The organism is Acidovorax temperans (assembly GCF_028596105.1).
GTDB lineage: Bacteria > Pseudomonadota > Gammaproteobacteria > Burkholderiales > Burkholderiaceae_C > Acidovorax > Acidovorax temperans.
Genome location: NZ_CP117193.1, coordinates 3502367 through 3526362 on the forward strand (window position 1 = coordinate 3502367; position 23996 = coordinate 3526362).

The following is a 23996-nucleotide window of genomic DNA, read 5'->3' on the forward strand; positions in this document are numbered from 1 at the left end:
TAAGAGCAAAATGGCATCCATCTCTCTTCGCAACATCATCAAGCGCTACGGCCACGGCCCCAAGGCCAACCAGGTCATCCATGGCGTGAACGCTGAAATCAAGGACGGCGAATTCGTCGTCATCGTCGGGCCCTCGGGCTGCGGCAAATCCACGCTGCTGCGCATGGTGGCCGGACTGGAAGAAATCTCCGGCGGCGAGCTGTACATCGGCAACCGCATGGTGAACGACCTGGAACCCGCCCAGCGCGACATCGCCATGGTGTTCCAGAACTACGCGCTGTACCCGCACATGACGAACTTCGAGAACATGGCCTATGGCCTGAAGATCGCCAAGGTGCCCAAGGAGGAAATCAAGGCGCGTGTGGACAAGGCCGCCAAGATTCTGGAACTGGGCCACCTGCTGGAGCGCAAGCCCCGCGAACTCTCCGGCGGCCAGCGCCAGCGCGTGGCCATGGGCCGCGCCATCGTGCGCCAGCCGCAGGTGTTCCTGTTCGACGAGCCCCTGTCCAACCTCGACGCCAAGCTGCGTGCACAAACGCGCCTCGAAATCCAGAAGCTGCACCGCGAGCTGGGCATCACCAGCCTGTTTGTCACGCACGACCAGGTCGAGGCCATGACGCTGGCGCAGCGCATGATCGTGATGAACGCAGGCAACATGGAACAGTTTGGCACGCCCGAAGAGGTCTACCACACGCCTGCGTCCACCTTCGTCGCAAGCTTCATTGGCTCGCCGCCCATGAACCTGCTCAAGCACGCGCCCAACAGCAAGCCCGGCACCATCCTGGGCATCCGCCCCGAGCACATGGACATTGGCGACACCGGCTGGGAAGTGCGCGTGGACACCATCGAGCTGCTGGGCGCCGAGCGCCTGGTGTACGCCACCATGGGCCAGGACACGCTGATCGTGCGCATCGACGAAGGTCGCCCCTCGCCCAAGCCTGGCGACGCCATCCGCGTGGCGCCCCGCGAAGACCGCCTGCACTGGTTCAACGCGGAAACCGGCAAGCGCATCTGAGCGCGCGCACAACGCACTAGCGCCACCATGGCAGGCATTCACGCCACCGTGCCCGTGCTGGCATCGCTGGACCTGGCGGAGTCCCGGCAGTTCTACACCGAACGGCTGGGCTTCGATTGTCTGCACGCATCGGCCGACTACCTGATGCTGCGGCGCGATGGCTGTGAGCTGCACCTGTGGCACTGCGCCGAGCGCCACATCGCCGAGAACACCTCGTGCTACGTGCGGGGCGACACCGCCGCCCTGCATGCCGACTTTGCGCAACGCGGCCTGCTGGTAGAGCCCCCGCAAGTGCGCGACTGGGGCATGCGCGAGTTCTATGTCATCGACCCCCACGGCAACCTGCTCAAGTTTGGCGAACCCGCTTGAACCGAACTGAGCCCGCCAACCACTGCCCTCCCCCTTCGCACCATGAACGCGATCACCGCTTCCCACTGGCCCTACCCCCGCTGGATTGCCCACCGTGGCGCCGGCAAGCTGGCCCCTGAAAACACCTTGGCCGCCTTCCGCCTGGGCGCACAGCACGGCTACCGCATGTTTGAATGCGACGCCAAGCTGAGCGCGGACGGCGTGCCCTTTTTGCTGCACGACGCCACGCTGGAGCGCACCACCAACGGCCGTGGCACTGGCGGCGACCTGCCGCTGGGCGCGCTTGCGCAACTCGATGCGGGCAGTTGGCATTCACGCGCCTACGCTGGCGAGGCCGTGCCCACGCTGGAGGCGCTGGCCCGCTTTTGCATCGCCAACGGTTACTTTCTGAACATCGAGATCAAACCCACGCCAGGGCAGGAAGAAACCACCGGGCGCGTGGTGGGCGAAACCGCAGCGCGGCTCTGGCAGGGCCAGGCCGTGCCCCCGCTGTTCTCGTCTTTCAAGCCCGACGCGCTGGCAGGCGCACAGGCCACCGCAGCCCACATTCCGCGCGCCTTGCTGCTCGATACGCTGTGGGATGGATGTCTGGACACCGCTCGCCGCCTGGGCTGTGTGGCCCTCGTGTGCAACCACGCGCTGTGGGACGCCGCACTGGTCGCCCAGGTGAAAGGCATGGGCATGCGCACATTGAGCTACACCGTCAACGACGACTGGGCCGCCGAGCGCTTGATTGCTTTGGGCACGGACGGCATCATCACCGACCGCGTGGATCTGTTTTCGCCCGCCACGCCATAGGGGGCATCTTCCAACCAACGCGGCCCTGAGCGAGCGCCACCGTGGAACCGGCTTTGCCGGGCTACCGGTGGCCCCCCCCCCAGGGGAGAGGCGCGCAGCGCCTCAGGGAATCAATCCAGCTTCGCGCCCGACTTCTTCACCGCGTCGGCCCAACGTGGCATTTCAGCGGCCAGGAACTTGGCAAAGTCATCCGCGCCCAGGAAGGCAGGATCCGCGCCCTGGCTCACCATGCGGCTTTTCACTTCAGGCGACTGCATCACCTGGCCAAACGCATCGCTGAGCTTGGCCACCACATCCTTGGGCGTGCCCGCAGGCGCCAGGAATCCATAAAAGCCCACCACCTCAAAGCCTTTGAGGCCGCTCTCGATCACTGTGGGCACATCAGGCAAGGCGGGGTTGCGGGCGCGGCTGGTCACCGCCAGGGCGCGCACCTTCCCTTGCTTGTGGTACGCCGCGGCCTGCGGAATGCTCTCTGCCATGAACTGCACCTGCCCGCCCATCAGGTCGGTGAACGCGGGGGCACTGCCGCGGTAGGGGATATGCACCATGAACAGGCCCGTGGCCGTCTTGAACATTTCAGGCACCAGGTGGCTGATGCCGCCATTGCCTGCCGAGCCATAGTTGATCTGCCCTGGCTTGGACTTGGCATAGGCCATGAATTCCTGCAGATTCTTGGCTGGCACATTCGGGTTCACCAGCAGGGCCAAAGGCTGCATCGCGGTGCGTGCAATCGGCGTGAAATCCTTGAGCGTGGCGTACGGCAGGCGGCTGTACAACGCCGGATTGATCACCATCACACCCGTGTTGGCCAGCATCAGGGTGTGGCCGTCGGGCGGCGCCTTCATCACGTCTTGCGCGCCCACCGTGCCGCCGGCGCCGGCCTTGTAGTCCACCACCACGGGCTGGCCCAGCACGGCCTGCAGTTTGTCGGTCAGCAAGCGGGCATGCTGGTCCAGCGGCCCCCCTGCTGGAAAGCCGACCACGATGCGCACGGGCTTGGTAGGAAATCCGTGCACAGCAGCCGTCCAGGCCAAGGCTGCGCCCACCAACAGGGTGCGAAAGGTACTCATGGGGTGTCTCCGTTGTTGTAAATCTGTCAAGTTGCGATGGTAAAAGCAGAATGGCAGGCTTAGAGCGGCTAACAAAACTGTTCTGGCGTCGTTGCCGCGTCTTGTCGTGCTACGCGTACTGCCTGCGACGCGGCGCCCAGCCAGAACCGCTTCGCTGAGTTTTGTTAGCCGCTCTTAACAGCCGCCGCGCTGAGCAATGCAAACGCTTATTTGCGCCACAGGCGCTGGCCTACTGCGTGCGATGTGGCGCAGGCCAGCACCAAGGCGCCGTAAGTCAGCATCTTGCCGTCGCGGCCGGTGATCCACAGCCCCGCCAGCAGCACGGCCGAGCACACCGCAAAGTCCAGCAGCCACTGCGCGCTGCGCCCCAGCCCGCGCGAGCTGCGCAGCACCAGGGGGCCCAGCATGGCCATGAAGAGAGCCATCCAGAATGCCGGCGCCAAAAAGTTCAGAAGGTGGTTGAGGCTGTCGAGCGGACCCATGTGCGCAATTGACCCAGATCAAGGCATACCCATGCTGGGAGCCGCGAAGAAGGTAACGATTTTATAATCCGCCACTATGGCAGTCTGGGCCCTCGGCATCAACCACACCACCGCGCCGCTCGATCTGCGTGGCAGGTTTGCGTTCGCGCTCGACCAGATCGCGCCTACCTTGCAGGGTTTGCGCCAGTCGCTGGGGCAGTCGCTCAGCCACCCGGGGGTGGAAACCGCCATCATTTCCACCTGCAACCGCACCGAAATTTACTGCGCTGGCCAGCAGCCCGCGCTCGACCATACCTTGGGCTGGCTCGCCCACAGCGGCGGCGTGAGCCCCGCGCTGCTGCGTTCGCACTCCTACACTTTGGAAGACAGCCTCGTTGCCCGCCATGCGTTCCGCGTGGCCAGTGGGCTCGATTCCATGGTGCTGGGCGAGGCGCAGATCCTGGGCCAGATGAAGGACGCCGTGCGCGCTGCTGAAACGGCTGGCGCTTTGGGCACGACGCTCAACCAGCTCTTTCAGCGCAGCTTTGCCGTGGCCAAGGAGGTGCGCAGCAGCACCGAGATTGGCGCCCACAGCATCAGCATGGCGGCAGCTGCGGTGCGCCTGGCCAGCCAGCTGTTTGAAGACCTCACCGAAATCAAGGTACTGTTCGTGGGCGCCGGCGAGATGATCGAGCTGTGCGCCACGCACTTTGCCGCCAAGAACCCCAAGGCCATTGCCATTGCCAACCGCACGCTGGAGCGCGGTGAAAAGCTCGCCACCCGCTTTGGCGGCGAGGTGATGCGCCTGGCCGACCTGCCCGAGCGCCTGCACGAGTTTGACGCTGTCATCAGCTGCACGGCCAGCAGCCTGCCCATCATCGGTCTGGGTGCTGTGGAACGCGCCCTGAAGAAGCGCCGCCACCGCCCCATCTTCATGGTGGACCTGGCCGTGCCGCGCGACATCGAACCCGAAGTCAAGGCTCTGGGCGACGTGTACCTGTACACCGTGGACGACCTGGCCACCGTGGTGCAAACCGCGCAGGCCAACCGCCAGGCTGCTGTGGCCCAGGCGGAGGCCATCATCGACGCGGGCGTGCAGAGCTTCATGCACTGGATGGAGCTGCGCAGCCCCGCCACCGCTGCGGGTGGCGTGGTGCCGCTGATCCAGCAGCTCAACGCGCAAGCCGACGAATGGCGCGCCGCCGAGATCGCGCGCGCCAAGAAGCTGCTGGCCAAGGGCGAAGACGTGGATGCGGTGCTGGAAGCCCTGTCGCGTGGCCTCACGCAAAAAATGCTGCACGGCACCTTGGCCGAGCTGCGCGCGGGCGACGCGGAAATGCGCGCCCAGACGGCACAGACCGTCTCACGCCTGTTCCTGCGCTCGCAAAGCAAAAACAGCCAGTAGCGGCGCCTGCCCGCTCACTCGCAGCCCCGATTTCAAGCCAAATCGGCCTCCAGCGCTTGATACATAAGCGCTAGCAGCTACCAAATTCGTAGCACCTTCTTTTTCAGACCCCATGAAACCCTTTCTCCGAAACCAACTGGAGCGCTATGCACAGCGCCTGGGCGAGCTGGACTTCCTGCTCTCGCGCGAAGACATCATGAGCGACATGGCGCAGTACCGGCGCATCTCCGTCGAGCATGCCGAGGTCACGCAGATCGCAGGCCGCTACGCCCGCTACCAGCAGCGCGAGGCCGATCTGGCCGGTGCGCGAGAAATGCTTTCCGACCCCGACATGGCCGAAATGGCGCAGGAGGAAATCGCTAGCGCCGAAGCTGAACTGGTGCAGCTGGAGGACGAACTGCAGCGCCTGCTTTTACCGAAGGACCCCGACGACGCGCGCAACGCCTTCGTCGAAATCCGCGCAGGCACGGGCGGTGACGAGTCAGCCTTGTTCGCAGGCGATTTGACCCGCATGTACACCCGCTATGCCGCCACCCAGGGCTGGAAGGTGGAGGTGATGAGCGCCAACGAAAGCGAGCTGGGCGGCTACAAGGAGATCGTGCTGCGCATTGAAGGCCAGCCCGGTACGGGCCCCTCCGGTAGCGGTGTCTACGGCGCGCTCAAGTTCGAATCCGGTGGTCACCGCGTGCAGCGTGTGCCCGCCACCGAAACCCAAGGCCGCATCCACACCAGCGCCTGCACCGTGGCGGTGATGCCCGAGCCCGACGAGCACCAGGCCATCACACTGAACCCGGCGGACCTGCGCATCGACACCTTCCGCGCCAGCGGCGCGGGCGGGCAGCACATCAACAAGACGGACTCTGCCGTGCGCGTGGTGCACTTGCCCACCGGCATCGTGGCCGAATGCCAGGACGGCCGCAGCCAGCACAGCAACAAGGCCAAGGCGCTGCAGGTGCTGCAAGCGCGCATTCAGGAAAAGGAACGCAGCGAGCGCGCCGCCAAGGAGGCCGCGCTGCGCAAGGGCCTGATCGGCAGCGGCGACCGCAGCGACCGCATCCGCACCTACAACTTCCCGCAGGGGCGGCTGACGGACCACCGCATCAACCTCACGCTGTACAAGCTGCTGGCTGTGTTGGAAGGCGACTTGGGCGATGTGCTGCAAGCACTGCAACACGCCCGTGAGGCAGAGCAACTGGAAGAGCTGGAAAAGGGTGCGGGTGTGTAACACCTGCAGCAGGATTCCGGTGCAGTCTGCAGCCCCTTCAAGCCTTTTAGGGCTCTAGCGCTTATCCAGCAAGCGCCACCAGCTATCAAAAACAGAGCAATTGTGAACACCCCCAACCTCACCCAGGCTTTGGCCCAGGCCCACGCGCTGGGCCTGCCCCGCATCGACGCGCAACTGCTGCTGCTGCACGCACTGGGGCGCCCCGACGCGGGCCGTGCCTGGCTGCTGGCACACGACACGGACGCGATGGACGGGGCCACGCACACGCAGTTCATCGCCCTGTGCCAGCGCCGCGTGGCGGGTGAGCCCGTGGCCTACCTCACCGGGCGCAAGGAGTTTTACGGCCTGCCGCTACAGGTGGATGCCCGCGTGCTGGACCCTCGCCCCGACACCGAAACGCTGGTGGACTGGGCGCTGGAAGCCATCGCCCCCCTGCCCGCCCCGCGTGTGGCCGATCTGGGCACGGGCAGTGGCGCCATTGCGCTGGCACTGCAAAGCCAGCGGCCCACGGCACAGGTGCTGGCGGTGGATGCCAGCGCCGACGCCTTGGTGGTGGCCCAGGCCAACGCACAGCGGCTGGGCCTGCCCGTGCGCTTTGCGCACGGCAACTGGCTGCGCGGGGTAGAGAGCGTGTTCGACGCCATCGTGTCCAACCCGCCCTACATCGCCAGCGCAGACCCGCACCTGGCCGCGCTGCAGCACGAGCCGCTGCAGGCACTGGCCAGCGGCAGCGACGGGCTGGCCGACATTCGCACCATCGTGGCCCAGGCACCCACGCGGCTGGCACCGGGCGGCTGGCTGCTGCTGGAACATGGCTACGACCAAGCCGAACCCGTGCACGCGCTGCTAGTCGCCCAAGGGTTTGTGCAGGTGCAAAGCCGCAATGACCTTGCCGGCATCGCGCGCTGTACGGGCGGGCAGTGGCCGACAGTGAAATAATCCCCCCCAACGCGGGCTCACAGCATTTTTTGTCCGCCTCTTTTTCAAGGAGTACCCCATGAGCGACACCCAACAACGTATCGACGCCCTCGTCAAATCCAGCGACATCCTGCTGTTCATGAAGGGCAGCGCCAGCTTCCCCATGTGCGGCTTCTCCGGCCGTGCCATCCAGATCCTGAAGGCCTGCGGCGTGGACCCCAAGAGCGTAGTCACCGTGAACGTGCTGGAAGACGACGCCATTCGCCAAGGCATCAAGGAATACAGCAACTGGCCCACCATCCCCCAGCTGTACGTCAAGGGCGAGTTCATCGGCGGCTCCGACATCATGATGGAGATGTACGAGTCTGGCGAACTCAAGCAGGTGCTGGGTACCTGAGGCTGAGCCAAACCCCGCCACCAAGCCGCCTTCGGGCGGCTTTTTCTTTGGTACGTGGCAAGCCAGGCCGCTTGGCCACCACAGGGATTGGGATGGCTGCAACACCGGCACCATTTCAGGGCTTTTCCCACATTGAGGCTGGGCATGTTGTGTGCTTGAATGACAGCGTGACCCCAACACACAGGAGCATGCAATGACCAGCCATAGCCTTGTTCCCCAAAGCGCCGCACTGCGTATTCCGGTGGCGCAGATGCGCAATGTGTTTCACCCTGGGGATGTGGAACGCAAGCTGGCCCGCCTGCAGGACGCCGGCAGCCAGCGCGAATACGAAAACCTGCGTGCCGTGTACGAACGCATGCTGGAACGAGGGCCTGAACGCTTCCAGGTCAAACCCTCAGGGGTGCCCGACATGAGCAGCCTGTACGAGCTGCTGCCCAACTTCACCGACGTGCTGGACGATGTGAAACGCCACGTGGCCCTGGCGCAAGACAGCAGCGATGGGCTGGAAGTGACCCCCATGCTGCTGCTGGGCCCACCCGGTATCGGCAAGACCCACTTTGCCCGCCACCTGGCCGAGTTGCTCGGCACGGGCATGAACCTGCTGCCGATGAGCTCCATGACCGCTGGCTGGTTGCTGTCGGGGTCGTCTGCGCAATGGAAGGGTGCACGCCCTGGCAAGGTGTTTGAGGCCCTGGTGGAGGGCGAATACGCCAACCCCGTCATCGTGGTGGACGAGATCGACAAGGCCAGCGGCGACGCGCAGTACGACCCTCTGGGAGCCCTGTACAGCCTGCTGGAGCACGACACCGCACAGAGCTTTACCGACGAGTTTGCCGAGGTGGCGATTGATGCCAGCCAGGTCATCTGGATCACCACGGCCAACGATGCACGCGGCATCCCTGACCCCATCCTCAACCGCATGAATGTGTTTGAGGTGGAGGCGCCCACGCTGGAGCAGGCACGCACCATTGCGCTAAACCTGTACCAGGGCATTCGCAACAGCCACGACTGGGGCCGCCTACTGGACCCGGAGCCCCAAGACGATGTGCTGGACCACCTGGCCCACATGCCACCGCGCGAAATGCGCCGCGCGCTGATGACGGGCTTTGGCAATGCGCGGCTGGATCGCCGCTCGACGGTAGAGATTGCGGACCTGCCCAAAGCAGCCAACGCGCGCGGGCGCATTGGCTTTGTGCAGTGAGCCGTTACGGGCAGACCCTGCGGCACTGAACGGTACAGCCCTGCCTTGAGGCGGGGCTGTACGGACAGATACACTTCATGGACCGTTGTGCCATAGCGCCACGCTCTGTCACCCTCCATGACCCAAAGCCTTTTAGTGATTGCGCTGCTGATTGCAGCGAGTGCCTTTTTCTCCATAGCAGAAATCTCGCTGGCCGCAGCCAGGCGCTTGCGCCTGCGCCAGATGGCCGACGAAGGAGACCCACGCGCCGACCTGGTGCTACGCATTCAAGAACAGCCCGGTGACTACTTCACCGTGGTGCAAGTCGGGCAAAACGCCGTCGCCATCCTGGGCGGTATCGTGGGCGAAGGCGCCCTGAGCCCCCATTTCAGCAGTTTCTTCAGCGTCTGGATGAGCGACGCGTCTGCAAACACCGCCGGGTTCATTGCGTCGTTCCTGATCATCACGTCGCTGTTCATTCTTTTTGCTGACCTGTTCCCCAAACGCCTGGGCATGGCCGAACCTGAAAGGCTGGCCGTGCGCCTGGCGCAGCCCATGGCCTGGTTCATGGCGCTGCTGCGCCCGCTGGTGTGGTTTTACAGCCGGGGGGCGGATGCCTTGTTCCGGCTGCTGGGCCTGTCGTCGCTGCGCGACGATCGCATTACGTCAGATGACATCCTCGCCATGATGGAAGCCGGCGCCCGCGCGGGCGTGCTGGCCGCGCGTGAGCAGCAAGTGATCACCAACGTGTTTGAGCTGGACACCCGCACGGTGTCGAGCGCCATGTCCCCCCGTGACCGGGTGGCCTTTTTTCTGCGGGACGAACCCGACTCCGTCATCCGGCTGCGCATTGCCGCCGAGCCGTTTTCGACCTACCCCGTCTGCGAGGGCGACATCGACCACGTAGTGGGCTACGTGGACGCAAAGGACCTGTTCCAGCGCGTGCTGAACAACCAGCCCATCTCGCTGGCCGACGACAGCCTGGTGCGCAAGGTGCTCATCGTGCCGGACAAACTCACGCTGTCGGAAGTGCTGGAGCAGTTCCGGCAGGTGCATGAGGACTTCGCCGTCATCGTCAATGAGTACAGCCTGGTGGTAGGCGTGGTCACACTGAACGACGTGATGAGCACGGTGATGGGCGACCTGGTGGGCGGCCCTTCGGATGAAGAGCAGATCGTGCAGCGCGACGAGAACTCGTGGCTGATCGATGGCGTCACCCCCGTCAGCGACGTGGTGCGTGTGCTGGACCTGGACGAGCTGCCGCACGCGGGCGAGTACGAGACGCTGGCGGGCTTCCTGATGGTGATGCTGCGCCGCGTGCCCCGCCGGACCGACAGCGTGAGCTGGAAGGGATTCAAGTTCGAGGTGCTGGACGTGGACAGCTACCGCATCGACCAGGTCATGGTCTCGCGGCTGCCTTCCGCAGACAGCCCGGCCGCGCCATAAGGCGTGGGCTAGCGAGATGGATGGGCCTGAGGGAGTGGGGTTCATGCCCCATGCGCCCCTCCGCCTCGGCGCAACTCAACCCAGATTCGTTTTGGCTTCAAACGCCCAGTTGCGCTGGGCGGCAAACACCGCGTTGGGGTACGGCGGCTTGCCCCGGCTGCCGTTGTAGCGGCCCAGGGCCATGAACAGGTCGCCCTGCTCGCGGTCGATGTAGTGGCGCAGGATCACGCAGCCAAAGCGCAAATTGGTCTGCATGTGGAAGAGCTTTCCCGGGTCCCCATCGCCAATCACACGGGTCCAGAAGGGCATGACCTGCATGTAGCCCCGCGCCCCCACGCTGGACACCGCAAACTTGCGGAAAGCGCTTTCGACCTGGATCAGCCCCATCACGAGGGACACATCCAGCCCTGCACGCTTGGACTCGTACCAGACCGTCTGCAAAAAATCGCGGCGCACTTCCCAATCGGGCTTGCGGTTGCGCAGCCGGTCGCTCATCGTGCCCAGCCAGCGCAGGTAGCTCAGGCGAGACTCGGTAGAGAAGAACACGGGCTCGGGTGGTGCCTGATTGGCGATCGCAGAACTCAGGGCAGTACGCACCGAGTCCATCAGCGGCTCTTCCAGTTGGCCGCCCGCATGGGCCTGGCCAGGCACCGCCAGCCAACCGGCAGGCGCTGCAGCCGCAATCAAGCACGCACGGCGCGAAATGCCTTGCATGCCGCGCTCCAAACCACCATCCCCTCGCACGCTGTCCACCTCCTGCGTCATACCGCCATGCGGCCTTTCACATGGGCCGCAACATCGCTCACCGCCACCTTGGTCGCCGCTGCATCGCGGCGATGCTGGTACTCGACCACACCTTCCTTGAGGCTCTTGTCGCCAATCGTGACACGGTGGGGTACACCGATCAACTCCCAGTCGGCAAACATGGCACCGGGGCGCTCGCCACGGTCGTCCAGCAAAACATCCACGCCCTGCGCCAGCATTTCTGCATAGAGCTTCTCGGCCGCCTGTTTCACTTCCTCGCTGCGGTCCATGCCAATGGGGCAGATCACCACAGTGAACGGAGCGATGGCGTCTGGCCAGATGATGCCGCGCTCATCATGATTTTGCTCGATAGCGGCGGCGGGCAGGCGGGTAATACCAATACCGTAGCAGCCCATTTCAAAGGGTTGCGGTTTGCCGTTCTCGTCCAGGAAGGTCGCATTCATCGCGCGGCTGTACTTGGTGCCCAGATAGAACACATGGCCCACTTCGATGCCGCGCTCAATCGCCAACACGCCCTTGCCGTCGGGCGAGGGATCGCCCGCCACCACATTGCGCAGGTCTGCCACTGCGTCCGGCTCGGGCAAATCACGGCCCCAGTTCACGCCGGTGATATGGAAGTCCGCTTCATTGGCGCCGCACACCCAGTCGGCCATCACCGCCACCTCGCGGTCGACCACAATCTTTACGGGCTTTTGCAAACCGATGGGCCCCAGGTAGCCTGGCTTGCAGCCGAAGTGATCTTCAATTTCGGCAACGGTGGCGAAGCGGAAGTTTTCAAGTCCCGCAACTTTGTTGACCTTGATTTCGTTCATGTCATGGTCACCACGCAGCAACAATAGCCAGACCTGCGTCTTGACGATTTCGCCATGTTCGTTGGTGGTGTCCGTGGCCAGCACCAAAGACTTGACGGTGCGGCTCAGGGGCAGTGCCAGCAACTCGGCCACATCGGCGCAGGTGCTCTTGCCGGGCGTTGCCGTTTTGGTCATCGCCTGGCTGGGGGATGGCCGCGGCCCCTGGGGTGCCAGGGCTTCGCCTTTTTCCATGTTGGCGGCATAGTCGCTGCCTGGGCAATACACGATGGCATCTTCGCCCGTGGCGGCAATTACCTGAAACTCTTCGCTCAAGTCGCCACCGATGGCGCCGCTGTCTGCGGCCACTGCTCGGTAAGTGAGGCCAAAACGGTCAAAGATCCGGCGATAGGCTTGGGCCATGACTTGGTAGCTGGCCTTGGCCGCCGCCTGGTCGCGGTCGAACGAGTACGCGTCCTTCATGATGAACTCGCGGCCGCGCATCAGACCAAAGCGTGGGCGGCGCTCGTCGCGGAACTTGGTCTGAATCTGGTAGAAGTTCTTGGGCAGCTGTTTGTAGCTGCGCAGTTCTTGCCGTGCAATGTCTGTCACCACTTCTTCGCTGGTGGGTTGCACCACGAAGTCGCGGCCATGGCGGTCGCTGATGCGCAGCAACTCAGGCCCCATCTTTTCAAAGCGCCCAGTTTCCTGCCACAGCTCGGCAGGTTGAACCACCGGCATGGTGCACTCCACAGCCCCGGCCCGGTTCATTTCCTCGCGCACGATGGCTTCCACCTTGCGGATGACCCGCAACCCCATGGGCATGTAGTTATAGATGCCCGCGCCCAGCTTCTTGATCAGCCCCGCACGCATCATGAGTTTGTGACTGACCACTTCGGCGTCTGCCGGAGCTTCCTTGAGGGTGGAGATAAAGAATTGAGAGGCTTTCATCGGGGCGAATTCAGTCTATTCAGACTGGTCCTCTTGCCGGGCGCATGGCACCGTGCATAATGGACGCAGTTTAAAAATTTGGGGTTCGATTATGCTTGACCGGGACGGCTTTCGGCCGAACGTCGGCATCATCCTGCTCAACCAAAAGAACCAAGTGTTCTGGGGCAAGCGGATCCGCACCCACAGCTGGCAGTTTCCACAAGGCGGTATCGACCGGGGTGAAACCCCCGAACAAGCCATGTTTCGGGAATTGCACGAAGAGGTAGGATTATTGCCCAACCACGTCCGCTTGGTCGCCCGTACAAGGGATTGGTTGCGCTATGAGGTGCCTGACCGGTATATCCGCCGCGATGCACGCGGTCACTACAAAGGCCAGAAACAAATCTGGTATCTGCTGCAACTGGTCGGTCACGACTGGGATTTGAATCTGCGCGCCACCAACCATCCAGAGTTCGACGCCTGGCGTTGGAACGACTACTGGGTGCCTCTCGACGTGGTTGTTGAGTTCAAGCGTGGCGTCTATGAAATGGCATTGACGGAGTTGGCCAGGTACTTGCCGCGGCAAGATCAGCGCAACCGGTATTTGCGCAGCGGAATGCGTGCTCGCGACGGGGAACACGCACATGGCAACGCGCATGCAGCGCCCGCGCTGCGCACCGGATCCATGCTGCTCCACCCCGCGATGGAACTCCCCCCTGGGGCGAGTTTCGATCCAGATCCACAAAACAGCTTGGCGATGGAGGCAGTTCACCCTGCCGTCAAGCCAGAAGCAGGAAGCACTTAGCGAAGCGACAACCCGCCGAAACGCAATCATGAATAAGCCGATGCCAGAGCAAACTCCTGCATCGGCTTTTTTCATGGGAATGATTTGGATCGGCTAAAAACTCAGAGAAGCGACCCTCACCCAGCGCTCGGCAGCAACCAGCGCAGAAACCATCAGGCGAGACAACGACTCCCGGGAGCCTCGCTGGCTGCTTTTAAGCAACCGACAACACCAAGTTGTCCCTGTGAACCATCTCGGTTTCAGCCGTGTAACCGAGCAGCTTTTCAAACTCAGACGAAGGCTTGCGACATAGCAAGCGCGCCTCTGCGGCAGCATAGTTGGCCAACCCACGGGCAATCTCCGCTCCGGCTTCGTCACGCACTGCAATGACGTCCCCCCGCGAGAAATCTCCTTCGACCGCAGTCATTCCGATCGGCAGCAGGCTTTTGCCCTCTTCCCTCAGTTTGGCGGCAGCACCGGCATCAACAGTCACAGCACCACGCAACTGCAGGTGATCGGCCATCCATTGCTTGCGCGCCTGCTTTTTCTGCGTTTGCGCGATCAGCAAGGTGCCCAGTGCCTGGCCATCCACCAATCGCACCAGCACATCCGGCTCTCGCCCCCACGCAATCACAGTGGATGCACCGGAACCGGCTGCACGCTTGGCAGCCAGGATCTTGGTAATCATGCCGCCCTTGCCGATACTGGACCCAGCCCCACCTGCCATGGCTTCCAGCGCAGGATCGCCCGCATTGGCCTCGTGCACGAACTGCGCAGCCGGATCACGACGCGGGTCTGCGGTGTACAAGCCCTTCTGGTCGGTCAGGATCACTAGAGCATCCGCCTCGACCAGATTGGCAACCAAGGCACCCAGGGTGTCGTTGTCGCCAAACTTGATTTCGTCGGTCACGACCGTGTCGTTCTCATTGATCACAGGCACCACCCCCAAACGCAGCAGCGTCAACAGGGTGGAACGCGCATTCAAATAGCGCTCACGATCAGCCAAGTCGGCATGGGTGAGGAGCACCTGGGCGCTGCCCATACCTTGCTCCCGCAACTTGGTTTCATACATCTGGGCCAACCCCATTTGGCCCACCGCAGCAGCCGCTTGCAGTTCGTGAATCTCTTGCGGGCGGGTCGCCCACCCCAACCGCTTCATACCCTCAGCAATAGCCCCACTGGAGACCATGACCACTTCGCGCGGCACGCCTCCATCCCCTCGCACCAACGCAGCCAACTGGCGGCTCCACTCCCCAATCGCAGCCTCGTCCAGGCCACGCCCTTCGTTTGTCACCAGACTGGAACCCACCTTGACCACGATGCGGCGGGCATCTCGCAATACGCTAGAAACCATGTTAAGGGTCTTTTTATGAGTAGACGCTTATGCAGCAAGCGCCAGCAGCTACCATTTTTATAGCAATTAAAGAGGCGAATCACCAGCAAAGCGTGGATCCACTTCCACAGGGGCGTTTTCCACCCTTTGCTCGCTTTGCACATGGCGGTAGATGGCGTGAATCAGTGCCTCGCACCCCTCACGGGTCAGTGCCGAAATTTCAAACACGGGCCCCTTCCATTTGAAGCGCTTCACGAAATCCTTGACCCGCGCTTCGCGCTCCTCTACGGGCACCATGTCGAGCTTGTTCAGCACGAGCCAGCGGGGCTTTTCATACAGTTGGGTGTCGTATTTTTTGAGCTCGCCCACAATGGCCTTGGCCTGCGCCACAGGATCGATGGCGTCGTCAAACGGAGCCATATCCACGATGTGCAGCAATAGGCGCGTTCTCTGCAAATGGCGCAGAAACTGGTGACCCAGACCCGCGCCTTCGGAGGCGCCTTCAATCAAGCCAGGGATATCCGCCACCACAAAGCTCTGCTCCGGCCCCACCCGCACGACGCCCAAATTGGGGTGCAGTGTGGTGAAGGGGTAGTCAGCAATCTTGGGGCGAGCATTGGACACCGCTGTGATGAACGTCGACTTGCCCGCATTAGGCATGCCCAGCAGGCCGACGTCAGCCAGCACCTTGAGTTCCAGCTTGAGGTTCTTGCGCTCACCCGGCCAGCCTGGCGTTTTTTGACGCGGGGCACGGTTGATAGCGCTCTTGAAGCGCAAGTTTCCGAAGCCACCATCGCCTCCCTTGGCAATGGTGATGACCTCTCCGGGGGTGAGCAGCTCATACAGCACCTCGCCCGTCTCAGCATCAGAAATGATGGTCCCCACCGGCATTTTCAGCGTGATGTCTTCGCCAGCGGCACCAAACATGTCGGAGCCCATTCCGTGCTCACCGCGCTTGGCTTCATGGCGACGGGAGTATCGAAAATCCACCAAAGTGTTCAGATTCGGGTCTGCCACGGCAAACACATGCCCCCCACGCCCGCCATCCCCACCATTGGGCCCACCGAATTCCTTGTATTTTTCGTGGCGAAAAGACACGCAGCCATTGCCGCCATCACCTGCGGCAATGTCAATATAGGCTTCGTCGACGAACTTCATGGGGTATCCAATTTACAAAAGAGGCGCGAAAGGCAGACGGTGATTTCTCATCGGCATCTGGAGTGACTAGAACTTCACTTCACCAACGAACCCCACCTGCGCTCACCCGGAGTCAGAAATGCTCAGCACTTCAGACAACTAACGGCCTGCTCTGGCCGAAAAATCTACATATTGCCAGAACCAGCAACCGCAGAACATAAACGACAAAGCCCCGGCAATGCGGGGCTTTGGATTCAACCAGAGGCAAACCTCAGGCTGGAGTCACATTGACAGTGTGCTTGGACAGTGCGCCCTTGGTGCCGAACGACACGTGGCCGTCAACCAAAGCAAACAGGGTGTGGTCCTTGCCCACGCCGACGTTGTTGCCGGGGTGGAAGCGTGTACCGCGCTGACGCACGATGATGGAACCAGCGCTGATCAATTCACCGCCGAAGGCCTTGACACCCAGCATCTTTGGCTTGGAATCACGACCGTTTCGCGTAGAGCCGCCGCCTTTTTTCTGTGCCATGACATCGACTCCTTATTAGGCAGCAATCGCACCGATTTGCAGCTCAGTGAACTGCTGGCGATGGCCTTGGCGTTTCTGATAGTGCTTGCGACGGCGCATCTTGAAGATGTGCACTTTGTCGTGCTTGCCGTGTGCCACGACGGTGGCTTTCACGGTTGCGCCGGACACCAGGGGCGTACCGATCTTGAGTTCAGCGCCGTTACCGACTGCCAACACTTGATCGATCACAATTTCCTGGCCTACGTCCGCAGCAATCTGTTCTACTTTAATTTTTTCGCCGGAAGCAACGCGATACTGCTTGCCGCCGGTTTTTATGACCGCGTACATGTGAACCTCTTGAATTGAGTTCCGCAAACCAATTTTTGCAGAGCCGCAGATTATGCCACAGCACCCCAAAAAAGGCTAGCTCAACGCCGAGGAGGCACTCCTGACCAACGCTTCATTCCTATAATCCGGGGAACTTTGGTAGCCGCTATCTTGACTGATCACCTCTCCTCCACAGCCTCCTCGCCCCTCTCGCTAATCGCAGAGGACATGCGTGAAGTTGATATCGTCATCGGGCAACGCCTGACATCCACAGTCCCGCTGGTAGGCCAGGTCGCCCAATACATCATTGCAGCAGGCGGCAAACGACTGCGCCCAGCCCTTTTGCTCATGGTGTGCGGAGCATTGAACTACCAAGGCTCACATCGCCACACCTTGGCAGCTGTGGTTGAGCTCATCCACACGGCAACCCTGCTGCATGATGACGTGGTCGACGCATCCACGCTGCGCAGAGGCAGAGCCACAGCCAACGAAACGTTTGGCAACCCAGCCAGTGTTCTGGTTGGAGATTTTCTCCACTCCCGTTCCTTCCAAATGATGGTTGAGACAGGCAGCATGAGGGTGATGGAAATCCTTTCAGAGGCCACCAACATCATCGCCGAGGGCGAAGTCCTGCAATTGATGAACATGCACGACGCCTCCTTGAGCGAAGCGGATTACCTCAAAGTGATTCGTTCCAAAACCGCAAAGCTCTTTGAAGCCAGCGCGCGGCTGGGAGCCGTACTCGCAAACACTCCACCTGCCATCGAGGAAGCATGCGCCACCTATGGGCAAGCACTGGGCACCGCATTCCAGATCATTGACGATGTTCTGGATTACGCTGGGAACGCAGTCGAAATGGGCAAGAATTTGGGTGATGACCTACGCGAAGGGAAAGCCACCTTGCCTCTGATCGCCGCCATAGAGCGCGGCACTCCTCAGCAAGCGGCTGTAATTCGCAGCGCGATTGAACAGGGCTCCACAGAGGAACTAACAAAAATCATCGAAATCGTCCAACAAACAGGCGCGCTTGAGTTTGCAAGGTCTGCTGCAACCCAAGAAGCAAACCGCGCGATAGAAGCCATTAGGCTACTTCCGGCGACCGAATTTGCTGCCGCAATGCGAGTGCTCGCCAATCAGCTGACAGACAGGCGAACTTAGCGCCATGCAAGCCTAGCCACACACTTACAAGGCAAGCAATCGAAGAAGCTCAAGACCCAGACGTCACTTCACTGGTGCGCAAGTTTAAAGACTCCAAATGAATTCCCGCTGGGCGTGCCTGGCGTGTCGATGAGAACTTGACGCATCACAAATGGAAGCCGAGCGCGCAAATTGCACAAATGCAACAGCAGATTGAGAGCGACAAACCAGTAATCGCTCAAAGCTATTGATCCGGCGGGGATTATTCATGAGGCCGCATAGGCGACATGCTTGTCACTAAAGTACTTCTTGACCCGCTCTGGTGTGTTCTCCAACATCGTCATGTGTTCAGTCGCCGCTGCGCGCAGCTTGGCCTTGGTTCGCACCGGAACCTTGCTGCCAATCGCATGCTTCAAATCTGCGTTCAGCCGCTCCTCTGGGTTGAGCTCAGGGCTGTAGCTGGGCAGGTAGAACAATTCAATGTCCTGTTTGTGCTGTGTCGCCCACTCCTTGACTATAAACTCGGCATGATTTATTCATGAACTTTTGTAGATTGCGTGAGTCGAACGTTCATGGAAAAAGAAGATGCACGCAAGCAGTCGCGGGAAGTGCTGCATGAACGGCGCAAGCAGGTCATTCGCTTGCATCGAAAAGGTGTTGGCGTGATGCAGATCGTTGAGCAAACCGGGCTCAGTTGGTCTGGGGTTAACACTGCACTGCGCCTGTTCGAGCAAGGCGGTGCGGCCGCACTCAAGCCCCACGCCAGGGGAAAGAAACCAGGTAGTGGACGCAGCCTGAGCACTGAGCAAGAGCGCGTGATTCGAATGACCATCATCGACAAACGCCCAGAGCAGATCAAGATGGAGTTCGCGCTTTGGAGTCGGCCCGCAGTGCGCGAACTCATTGAACGCGACCTGGGGATCAAGCTGTCTGTGCGGGCGGTGGGCGACTATCTGGCACGCTGGGGTTTTACACCGCAAAAGCCGATCAAGAAAGCCTACGAGCAGCGGCCCGAGGCCGTCCAGGCCTGGCTCGAAGATGAATACCCCACCATTGAGGCCAGAGCCAAGCGTGAAGGCGCAGAAATTCATTGGGGTGACGAAACAGCGCTGGTCAACACGGATGTGCGTGGCAGAAGTTACGCACCTGCGGGCCAAACACCAGTGACGCGCGCAGTCGGCGGAACGCGGCAAAAGCTCTCCATGATTGCCACCGTCACCAACCAGGGCAAAACGCGCTGGATGATCATTGACGAGGCGTTCAATTCAGACAGGCTGATCGAGTTCATGCAGGCCTTGATCAAGGAGTCGCAGGGCAAGAAGATATTCCTGATTCTGGACAACCTGAGGGTGCACCACAGCAAGCCAGTCAAGGAGTGGGCGACACAGCACAAACAGGACATTGAATTGTTCTACCTGCCCAGCTACAGCCCTGAGCTCAACCCAGAGGAGCGGCTGAACGCAGATTTGAAGCATGCGATTGGCAGCAAGGTTCCGGTGCGAACCTAGGCCAAGCTGCGCGCAGCGGCGACTGAACACATGACGATGTTGGAGAACACACCAGAGCGGGTCAAGAAGTACTTTAGTGACAAGCATGTCGCCTATGCGGCCTCATGAATAATCCCCGCCGGATCAATAGATACCACGGCTGGCAAGCATCCGCACACCGAACCAACCACCTCCGTCAATTCGGAGCAGCCGACGGACGGACTGAGCCCAAGGCAGAACATGGTGCGCGAACAACCATCTTTGCAATCTGACAGAGATATTTCAGCGAAGATTCCTTCGCAAAATTTGGGACACAGCAGCAGATTGATGAAGAGTTGAAGAAGGTCCCCCCAAACCCCTAGATGTTGCATCCCGGACGATCATATGGCCGCTTGTGAAACAGATCCGGCCTCTCCAAGTACCACTGCTTCATGGCCTGCATCGGCGTCTTGCTGCCCAGTGCTGACTGCGGCAGCTGGTGGTTGTACAAGGCCACATAGCGCTGCAAGGTCTGCTCCATATCTTCACGGCTGTTGAACCGGTGGGTCTTCAGGACGTCCGCTATGCGGCCATTGAACCGCTCCACCATGCCGTTGGTTCTCGGTGTCCTGGGCTTGGTCAGCCGGTGCTCTATGCCCAGCTCCTGGCACAGTTGGTCGAACTCATGGTGGCCACTGGGTTCGCGCTCCCGGCTGGCAAACAGTCGGTCTGTGAACTCCTTGCCGTTGTCGGTCAACAGCTTGTTGATCCTGATCGGGCAGGCCTTGTGAAGTGCTTTGAGAAAGGCCCTGGCACTGGCCGCTGTCTTGTTGGCCTTGAACTGCACGAACACCCAGCGCGTGGCCCTGTCGATGGCCACGAACAGGTAGCGCCGTTGCGATTCGTCCTGCATCTGGGGCAGGTACTTCACGTCCATGTGCACGTAGCCTGGCTCGTAGCTTTTGAAGGCCTTGTGCGCTACCGCAGGTTCCCGGGGCTTGAGGGCGTTGAGGTTGCCCGCTCCATGGCGGCGCAGGCATCGGTCCAGACCCGAGCGTGAGACATTGGGGCAGATGAACTCCCGCGTGACTGCCAGCAGGTCATCCAGAGGCAGCAGCAAGGTGCGCCGCAAGTGGACCACCACGGTTTCTTGTGCTGGCGTGAGCACGGTTTGCAGGCGATGGGCCGTGTGCGAGCGGTCTGCAAAGACGGAGCGCTTCTTCCATTTGTAGACCGTCTGCTCAGTGATCCCAAAGCGCTGGGCTAGGACGCTGGCTGGTTCATTGCTGGCTGCGATCTCGGCGCGCACGGCGGGCGTGGTGCGGGCGTTCTTGTGCAGGGCTATCAACATGGCTTCACTCCCTGGATAGATTGCAAGGACTCTATCAACTCCTTCAAAACAGCTCGGGCTATGAAGAGTGGATAGCGTTTAGAGTCTATGCAATCGTCCGGGATGCGACACCTAGACACAACCTTAACTGCGCATGGCTTTCAGTACTAAGAGCCATCCCTTTCAAGGTCTTGTCCCCGCAGCCTGTTTGAGGACACGAGCGGTGGACAGCTGCTTGCGAGCCACAGCGCCAGCCACGTATCCCCCAGGCTTTCCCTTCTTGGGGCCGCGCTTGGCCGTGGCAACACTGCGCGGGTTGACCGTCCTTGCCAGGCGCAGCAGATGCTGCGCAACCTCCCCGCCTGACGCCTCGCACCACGATTGCCACACCTCAGATGGCAGCGCGATGAGCATGCCCTGGTAGTCGCTGGCCACATGCACGCCCAGGTGATAGGTCGAGACATCCAGACCAGGCGCTCGCTCGCAGTGCGCCCGCTCCACGCAGCGCTTGAGTAGCGCCAACACGTTGAACGCCAGCACTGCTGCAGCAAACCCCAACAGCGCCGCACGCGGGTGGCCCAAGGTCCGGATCTCGCTGTGCAGCACCGATTCGAGCCGTCCGAACAAGCCCTCGATGCGCCAGCGCTTGCGGTACAACTGCGCAATGGTGGCCGCGTCGATGCTCGCCGGCAGGTTGCTCCACAAGGCAATGCTTTGGTCACCCGCTTCGGTGGGCGCCTGCAACTGGATCTCGATGCGGCGCCAGGACGGCGGGGCGAGCACCGTCTCCTGGGTGGCCGCCAGCTCAATGGCTTGCTCACGCACCTGCCCTGTCTCTGTTGGCACGGCTTCGCTCCAGGGGCCGGTATTGTCCAACTTCGGGTGCCTGGCGTGCTCACGCACGATAAAGCCCGCTTGGCGCTGTTGCCAGCCCTGCAGCAGGGTGCGGGTGCAGAAGTGGCGGTCGGCAATCCACACCTGGCCCTGCTGGGCCTGCTGCAGCAAGGTGGCCGCGCCTACGCGCTCGCTCTCGTGCGCGTCCTCGCAGGCCAGGATGTCCGTGACCAGGGCGCTGTCGGGGTCGTAGACCACCAGCGTGTGGCCCGGCATGGCCGCTCCCCGGTGCGAGCGCAGTGGCGCCAGGCGTTTGTCACTGGCTGGCAAATGGTTGCCATCGAGAATGCGCAGTTGCCAGCCCTGTAGGCTGGGCTGGCTGCCTACCGCAGCAACCACCGGCTGCAGGCGCGCCGCGCTGCCTTGCACCAGTGCCCGCAGCACCTGGGGCTCTGTGCGCTTGACCTTGTCGTACAGCGCCGCCAGCGTGACGGGCAACTGCGCCATCTTCTTGGCCGCCGCGTGCAGCGAGGGGCGCAGCCCCAGGCTCACCAGCATCATCAGCTCCACCACGCTGGAGAACAGCAACTCGCGTGGATATTGGCGTTGGCGGCTGGTCTGGAACACTTCATCCACCCAGCACGCCGGCAAGGCATGCTCCAACGCCACCCGGGTCATCACGCTCACCGGCGCATGGCTCTCAAACCTCTCCAAGACTTCTTTCCACATCCGCAGTTCTCCCTCTGTGGGGCGAAGGTTACTGCTGCGGGAGCAGGGACAACACCTTGAAAGGGATGGCTCTAACAGGCTGCTGAAATACACCCCAACGTCACTGCCCAGCTGCCGCCTTGCCAGGACAATCAAGGCACACCACCGGCAAGATAGAAGTGCAAGACATGCGCGGAGCCGACACCTTCACCGAGAGCCTGTTCACCATGCGCCACCTCGATGACTTCGTGCCCGCCGACCACCCTCTGCGCGTGATTCGCGTGATGGTCAACAAGGCCCTGGCAAACATGGATGGGCTGTTTGCCCAGATGTATGCGGCCGACATCAAGGGCGGGCGCCCCAGCATTGCCCCCGAGAAGCTGCTGCGCGCCATGCTCATCCAGGTGCTCTACAGCGTGCGCTCGGAGCGCCAACTCATGGAGCAGACCCAGTACAACCTTCTGTTTCGCTGGTTCATTGGCCTGGCCATGGACGATGCCGTTTGGGTGCCCACCGTCTTCAGCAAGAACCGCGAACGCCTGATCGAGCACGATGCGGTCATCGAGTTCTTCAATCAGATCGTGCAACAAGCCCAGGAGCGGGAACTGCTCTCGGGCGAGCACTTCAGCGTGGACGGCACTCTGATCCAGGCCTGGGCGGGCCACAAGAGCTTTGTGCGCAAAGACCGCCAGGGCGACGACGATACCGACGCGGGCAACTTCAAAGACCAAAAGCGCAGCAACGACACCCATGAATCCACCACGGACGGGGACGCAAGGCTGTACCGAAAAGGCAGGACGGCCAGCGAGTTGCGCTTCATGGGCCACACACTCACCGACAACCGCCACGGGCTGGTGGTCAGCGCCGTGGTCACACAGGCCGACGGATATGCAGAGCGCGAAGCGGCCAAGGCCATGATCAACGATGCGCGACAGGCACTGCCCGGCGATGACCCCATCACGATCACGCTGGGCGCAGACAAGGGTTACGACGCCAGGGAGTTCATCGACGCGCTGCAAGAGATGAACGTGCTGCCCCATGTGGCGCAGAACAAATCAGGGCGTCAATCGGCGGTGCCTGACAGGATCGCGGGCAGCGAAGGCTACGTCATCTCCCAGCAAAAGAGAAAGCTGATCGAACAAGGCTTTGGCTGGGCCAAGACGGTGGGTCACATGCGCCAGGTGCTGGTGCGCGGGATCAAGAAGGTTGACCAGATTTGACCAGATGTTTGTGCTGACGATGGCGGGCTACAACCTCACGCGGTTGCGCAGCCTGGGGCAAATCCGTCTGCAGGGGCGGGTGTGAGGGAAAAAGGGCGAGAAAACGTGCTGGAGAGGGCAACAAAGGCCAATCTGGAGCACTCAGTTTCAAGATACGGAAAGCTGACGCGAGAAATGCGCAAGGGTCGAGGAAGATGCTCGTGGGCGAGGGGAGTATTTCAGCAGCCTGCTAAGTCGAAGTTATCAGCATCGAGACAACCCTTCAGACGTTTGAATTACTGGCGCAGCACTTGAGTTTGCATGCGCACAATATGCCGAGCTGTTACCCGTAGAACACGAGACATCGGGTCAATCGAAAAGTGATGCAGGGCGACGTTGCGACTGTGCCACCCTCCTTACGGGCTGTACAGCGCAGAGGGGATGGGCGATGATAGGATGCCCTGCT

Annotated in this window: 21 protein-coding genes and 3 pseudogenes; 13 read left to right on the forward strand and 11 right to left on the reverse strand. The window is 61.6% G+C overall.

What is annotated here, in order from left to right:
- Nucleotides 1–10 precede the first annotated feature (10 nt).
- Genes PQV96_RS16365 through ugpQ form a run of 3 tightly spaced genes read left to right on the forward strand, consistent with a single transcriptional unit; the run spans nucleotide 11 to nucleotide 2182 of the window.
- Nucleotides 11–1015 carry a sn-glycerol-3-phosphate import ATP-binding protein UgpC gene (locus PQV96_RS16365; RefSeq protein WP_207375042.1) on the forward strand — a complete coding sequence of 335 codons (1005 nt, stop codon included), beginning with the start codon at nucleotides 11–13 and terminating at the stop codon, nucleotides 1013–1015.
- A gap of 27 nt (nucleotides 1016–1042) precedes the next feature.
- The gene (locus PQV96_RS16370; protein ID WP_273623601.1) at nucleotides 1043–1384 is read left to right on the forward strand and encodes a bleomycin resistance protein; all 342 of its coding nucleotides are present in this window, start codon (nucleotides 1043–1045) and stop codon (nucleotides 1382–1384) included.
- A gap of 42 nt (nucleotides 1385–1426) precedes the next feature.
- On the forward strand, nucleotides 1427–2182 hold the full coding sequence (gene ugpQ / locus PQV96_RS16375; protein ID WP_207375044.1) for a glycerophosphodiester phosphodiesterase: 756 nt from the start codon (nucleotides 1427–1429) through the stop codon (nucleotides 2180–2182).
- Nucleotides 2183–2292: 110 nt separating this feature from the next.
- Here the strand turns inward: ugpQ and PQV96_RS16380 are convergent, their stop codons facing one another.
- Both PQV96_RS16380 and PQV96_RS16385 read right to left on the reverse strand, forming a co-directional pair.
- Nucleotides 2293–3252, reverse strand: a complete 960-nt coding sequence (locus PQV96_RS16380; protein WP_142081895.1) for a Bug family tripartite tricarboxylate transporter substrate binding protein — start codon at nucleotides 3250–3252, stop codon at nucleotides 2293–2295.
- A 206-nt stretch (nucleotides 3253–3458) separates the two neighbouring features.
- Complete coding sequence (locus PQV96_RS16385) at nucleotides 3459–3734, reverse strand: hypothetical protein (protein ID WP_142081896.1); 276 nt, start codon at nucleotides 3732–3734, stop codon at nucleotides 3459–3461.
- Between the two features lie 76 nt (nucleotides 3735–3810).
- Between PQV96_RS16385 and hemA the strand changes: the two genes are divergently transcribed.
- From hemA to paeA, 6 genes are all read left to right on the forward strand, one after another.
- On the forward strand, nucleotides 3811–5118 hold the full coding sequence (hemA, locus tag PQV96_RS16390) for a glutamyl-tRNA reductase (protein ID WP_142081899.1): 1308 nt from the start codon (nucleotides 3811–3813) through the stop codon (nucleotides 5116–5118).
- A 112-nt stretch (nucleotides 5119–5230) separates the two neighbouring features.
- Complete coding sequence (gene prfA, locus PQV96_RS16395) at nucleotides 5231–6343, forward strand: peptide chain release factor 1 (protein WP_207375045.1); 1113 nt, start codon at nucleotides 5231–5233, stop codon at nucleotides 6341–6343.
- Nucleotides 6344–6442: 99 nt separating this feature from the next.
- A complete protein-coding gene (gene prmC / locus PQV96_RS16400; RefSeq protein WP_207375050.1) occupies nucleotides 6443–7282 on the forward strand; it encodes a peptide chain release factor N(5)-glutamine methyltransferase in 840 nt (279 codons plus the stop codon).
- 58 nt (nucleotides 7283–7340) lie between these two features.
- Nucleotides 7341–7658, forward strand: a complete 318-nt coding sequence (gene grxD, locus PQV96_RS16405) for a Grx4 family monothiol glutaredoxin (protein ID WP_044400131.1) — start codon at nucleotides 7341–7343, stop codon at nucleotides 7656–7658.
- 193 nt (nucleotides 7659–7851) lie between these two features.
- Nucleotides 7852–8859 carry an AAA family ATPase gene (locus PQV96_RS16410; protein WP_142081905.1) on the forward strand — a complete coding sequence of 336 codons (1008 nt, stop codon included), beginning with the start codon at nucleotides 7852–7854 and terminating at the stop codon, nucleotides 8857–8859.
- Between the two features lie 117 nt (nucleotides 8860–8976).
- Nucleotides 8977–10284 carry a polyamine export protein PaeA gene (gene paeA, locus PQV96_RS16415; protein WP_207375046.1) on the forward strand — a complete coding sequence of 436 codons (1308 nt, stop codon included), beginning with the start codon at nucleotides 8977–8979 and terminating at the stop codon, nucleotides 10282–10284.
- A 75-nt stretch (nucleotides 10285–10359) separates the two neighbouring features.
- Here the strand turns inward: paeA and PQV96_RS16420 are convergent, their stop codons facing one another.
- Both PQV96_RS16420 and PQV96_RS16425 read right to left on the reverse strand, forming a co-directional pair.
- The gene (locus PQV96_RS16420; protein WP_207375047.1) at nucleotides 10360–10998 is read right to left on the reverse strand and encodes a lytic transglycosylase domain-containing protein; all 639 of its coding nucleotides are present in this window, start codon (nucleotides 10996–10998) and stop codon (nucleotides 10360–10362) included.
- A 47-nt stretch (nucleotides 10999–11045) separates the two neighbouring features.
- Nucleotides 11046–12788 (reverse strand): proline--tRNA ligase, encoded by a 1743-nt coding sequence (locus PQV96_RS16425; RefSeq protein ID WP_273623607.1) that lies wholly within the window; start codon nucleotides 12786–12788, stop codon nucleotides 11046–11048.
- Between the two features lie 91 nt (nucleotides 12789–12879).
- On the opposite strand from PQV96_RS16425, the gene PQV96_RS16430 reads away from it, so the two are divergent.
- Complete coding sequence (locus PQV96_RS16430; protein ID WP_066696209.1) at nucleotides 12880–13572, forward strand: RNA pyrophosphohydrolase; 693 nt, start codon at nucleotides 12880–12882, stop codon at nucleotides 13570–13572.
- A gap of 193 nt (nucleotides 13573–13765) precedes the next feature.
- On the opposite strand, the gene proB is transcribed toward PQV96_RS16430, so the two are convergent.
- The 4 genes from proB to rplU all read right to left on the reverse strand — a co-directional run bounded on the left by proB (nucleotide 13766) and on the right by rplU (nucleotide 16877).
- Nucleotides 13766–14905, reverse strand: a complete 1140-nt coding sequence (gene proB, locus PQV96_RS16435; RefSeq protein WP_066696211.1) for a glutamate 5-kinase — start codon at nucleotides 14903–14905, stop codon at nucleotides 13766–13768.
- A gap of 66 nt (nucleotides 14906–14971) precedes the next feature.
- Nucleotides 14972–16042, reverse strand: a complete 1071-nt coding sequence (gene cgtA, locus PQV96_RS16440; protein ID WP_066696214.1) for an Obg family GTPase CgtA — start codon at nucleotides 16040–16042, stop codon at nucleotides 14972–14974.
- Nucleotides 16043–16292: 250 nt separating this feature from the next.
- Nucleotides 16293–16550 carry a 50S ribosomal protein L27 gene (gene rpmA / locus PQV96_RS16445; protein ID WP_044400157.1) on the reverse strand — a complete coding sequence of 86 codons (258 nt, stop codon included), beginning with the start codon at nucleotides 16548–16550 and terminating at the stop codon, nucleotides 16293–16295.
- A 15-nt stretch (nucleotides 16551–16565) separates the two neighbouring features.
- A complete protein-coding gene (rplU, locus tag PQV96_RS16450; protein WP_010462012.1) occupies nucleotides 16566–16877 on the reverse strand; it encodes a 50S ribosomal protein L21 in 312 nt (103 codons plus the stop codon).
- A 207-nt stretch (nucleotides 16878–17084) separates the two neighbouring features.
- On the opposite strand from rplU, the gene PQV96_RS16455 reads away from it, so the two are divergent.
- Nucleotides 17085–18014: a polyprenyl synthetase family protein gene (locus PQV96_RS16455; protein WP_273623608.1), complete on the forward strand. Its 930-nt coding sequence runs from the start codon at nucleotides 17085–17087 to the stop codon at nucleotides 18012–18014.
- 245 nt (nucleotides 18015–18259) lie between these two features.
- Here the strand turns inward: PQV96_RS16455 and PQV96_RS16460 are convergent.
- Nucleotides 18260–18523 (reverse strand): annotated as a pseudogene (locus PQV96_RS16460) (transposase); the annotation flags it as partial.
- A 42-nt stretch (nucleotides 18524–18565) separates the two neighbouring features.
- On the opposite strand from PQV96_RS16460, the pseudogene PQV96_RS16465 reads away from it, so the two are divergent.
- A pseudogene (locus PQV96_RS16465) lies at nucleotides 18566–19609 on the forward strand (IS630-like element ISStma10 family transposase).
- 229 nt (nucleotides 19610–19838) lie between these two features.
- On the opposite strand, the gene PQV96_RS16470 reads toward PQV96_RS16465, so the two are convergent.
- Both PQV96_RS16470 and PQV96_RS16475 read right to left on the reverse strand, forming a co-directional pair.
- Nucleotides 19839–20810 carry an IS481 family transposase gene (locus PQV96_RS16470; protein WP_273623609.1) on the reverse strand — a complete coding sequence of 324 codons (972 nt, stop codon included), beginning with the start codon at nucleotides 20808–20810 and terminating at the stop codon, nucleotides 19839–19841.
- A 162-nt stretch (nucleotides 20811–20972) separates the two neighbouring features.
- A complete protein-coding gene (locus tag PQV96_RS16475) occupies nucleotides 20973–22301 on the reverse strand; it encodes an IS4 family transposase (protein WP_207375710.1) in 1329 nt (442 codons plus the stop codon).
- Nucleotides 22302–22519: 218 nt separating this feature from the next.
- Here PQV96_RS16475 and PQV96_RS16480 point away from each other — a divergent pair.
- Nucleotides 22520–23636: pseudogene (locus PQV96_RS16480) on the forward strand (IS5 family transposase).
- Nucleotides 23637–23996 lie beyond the last annotated feature (360 nt).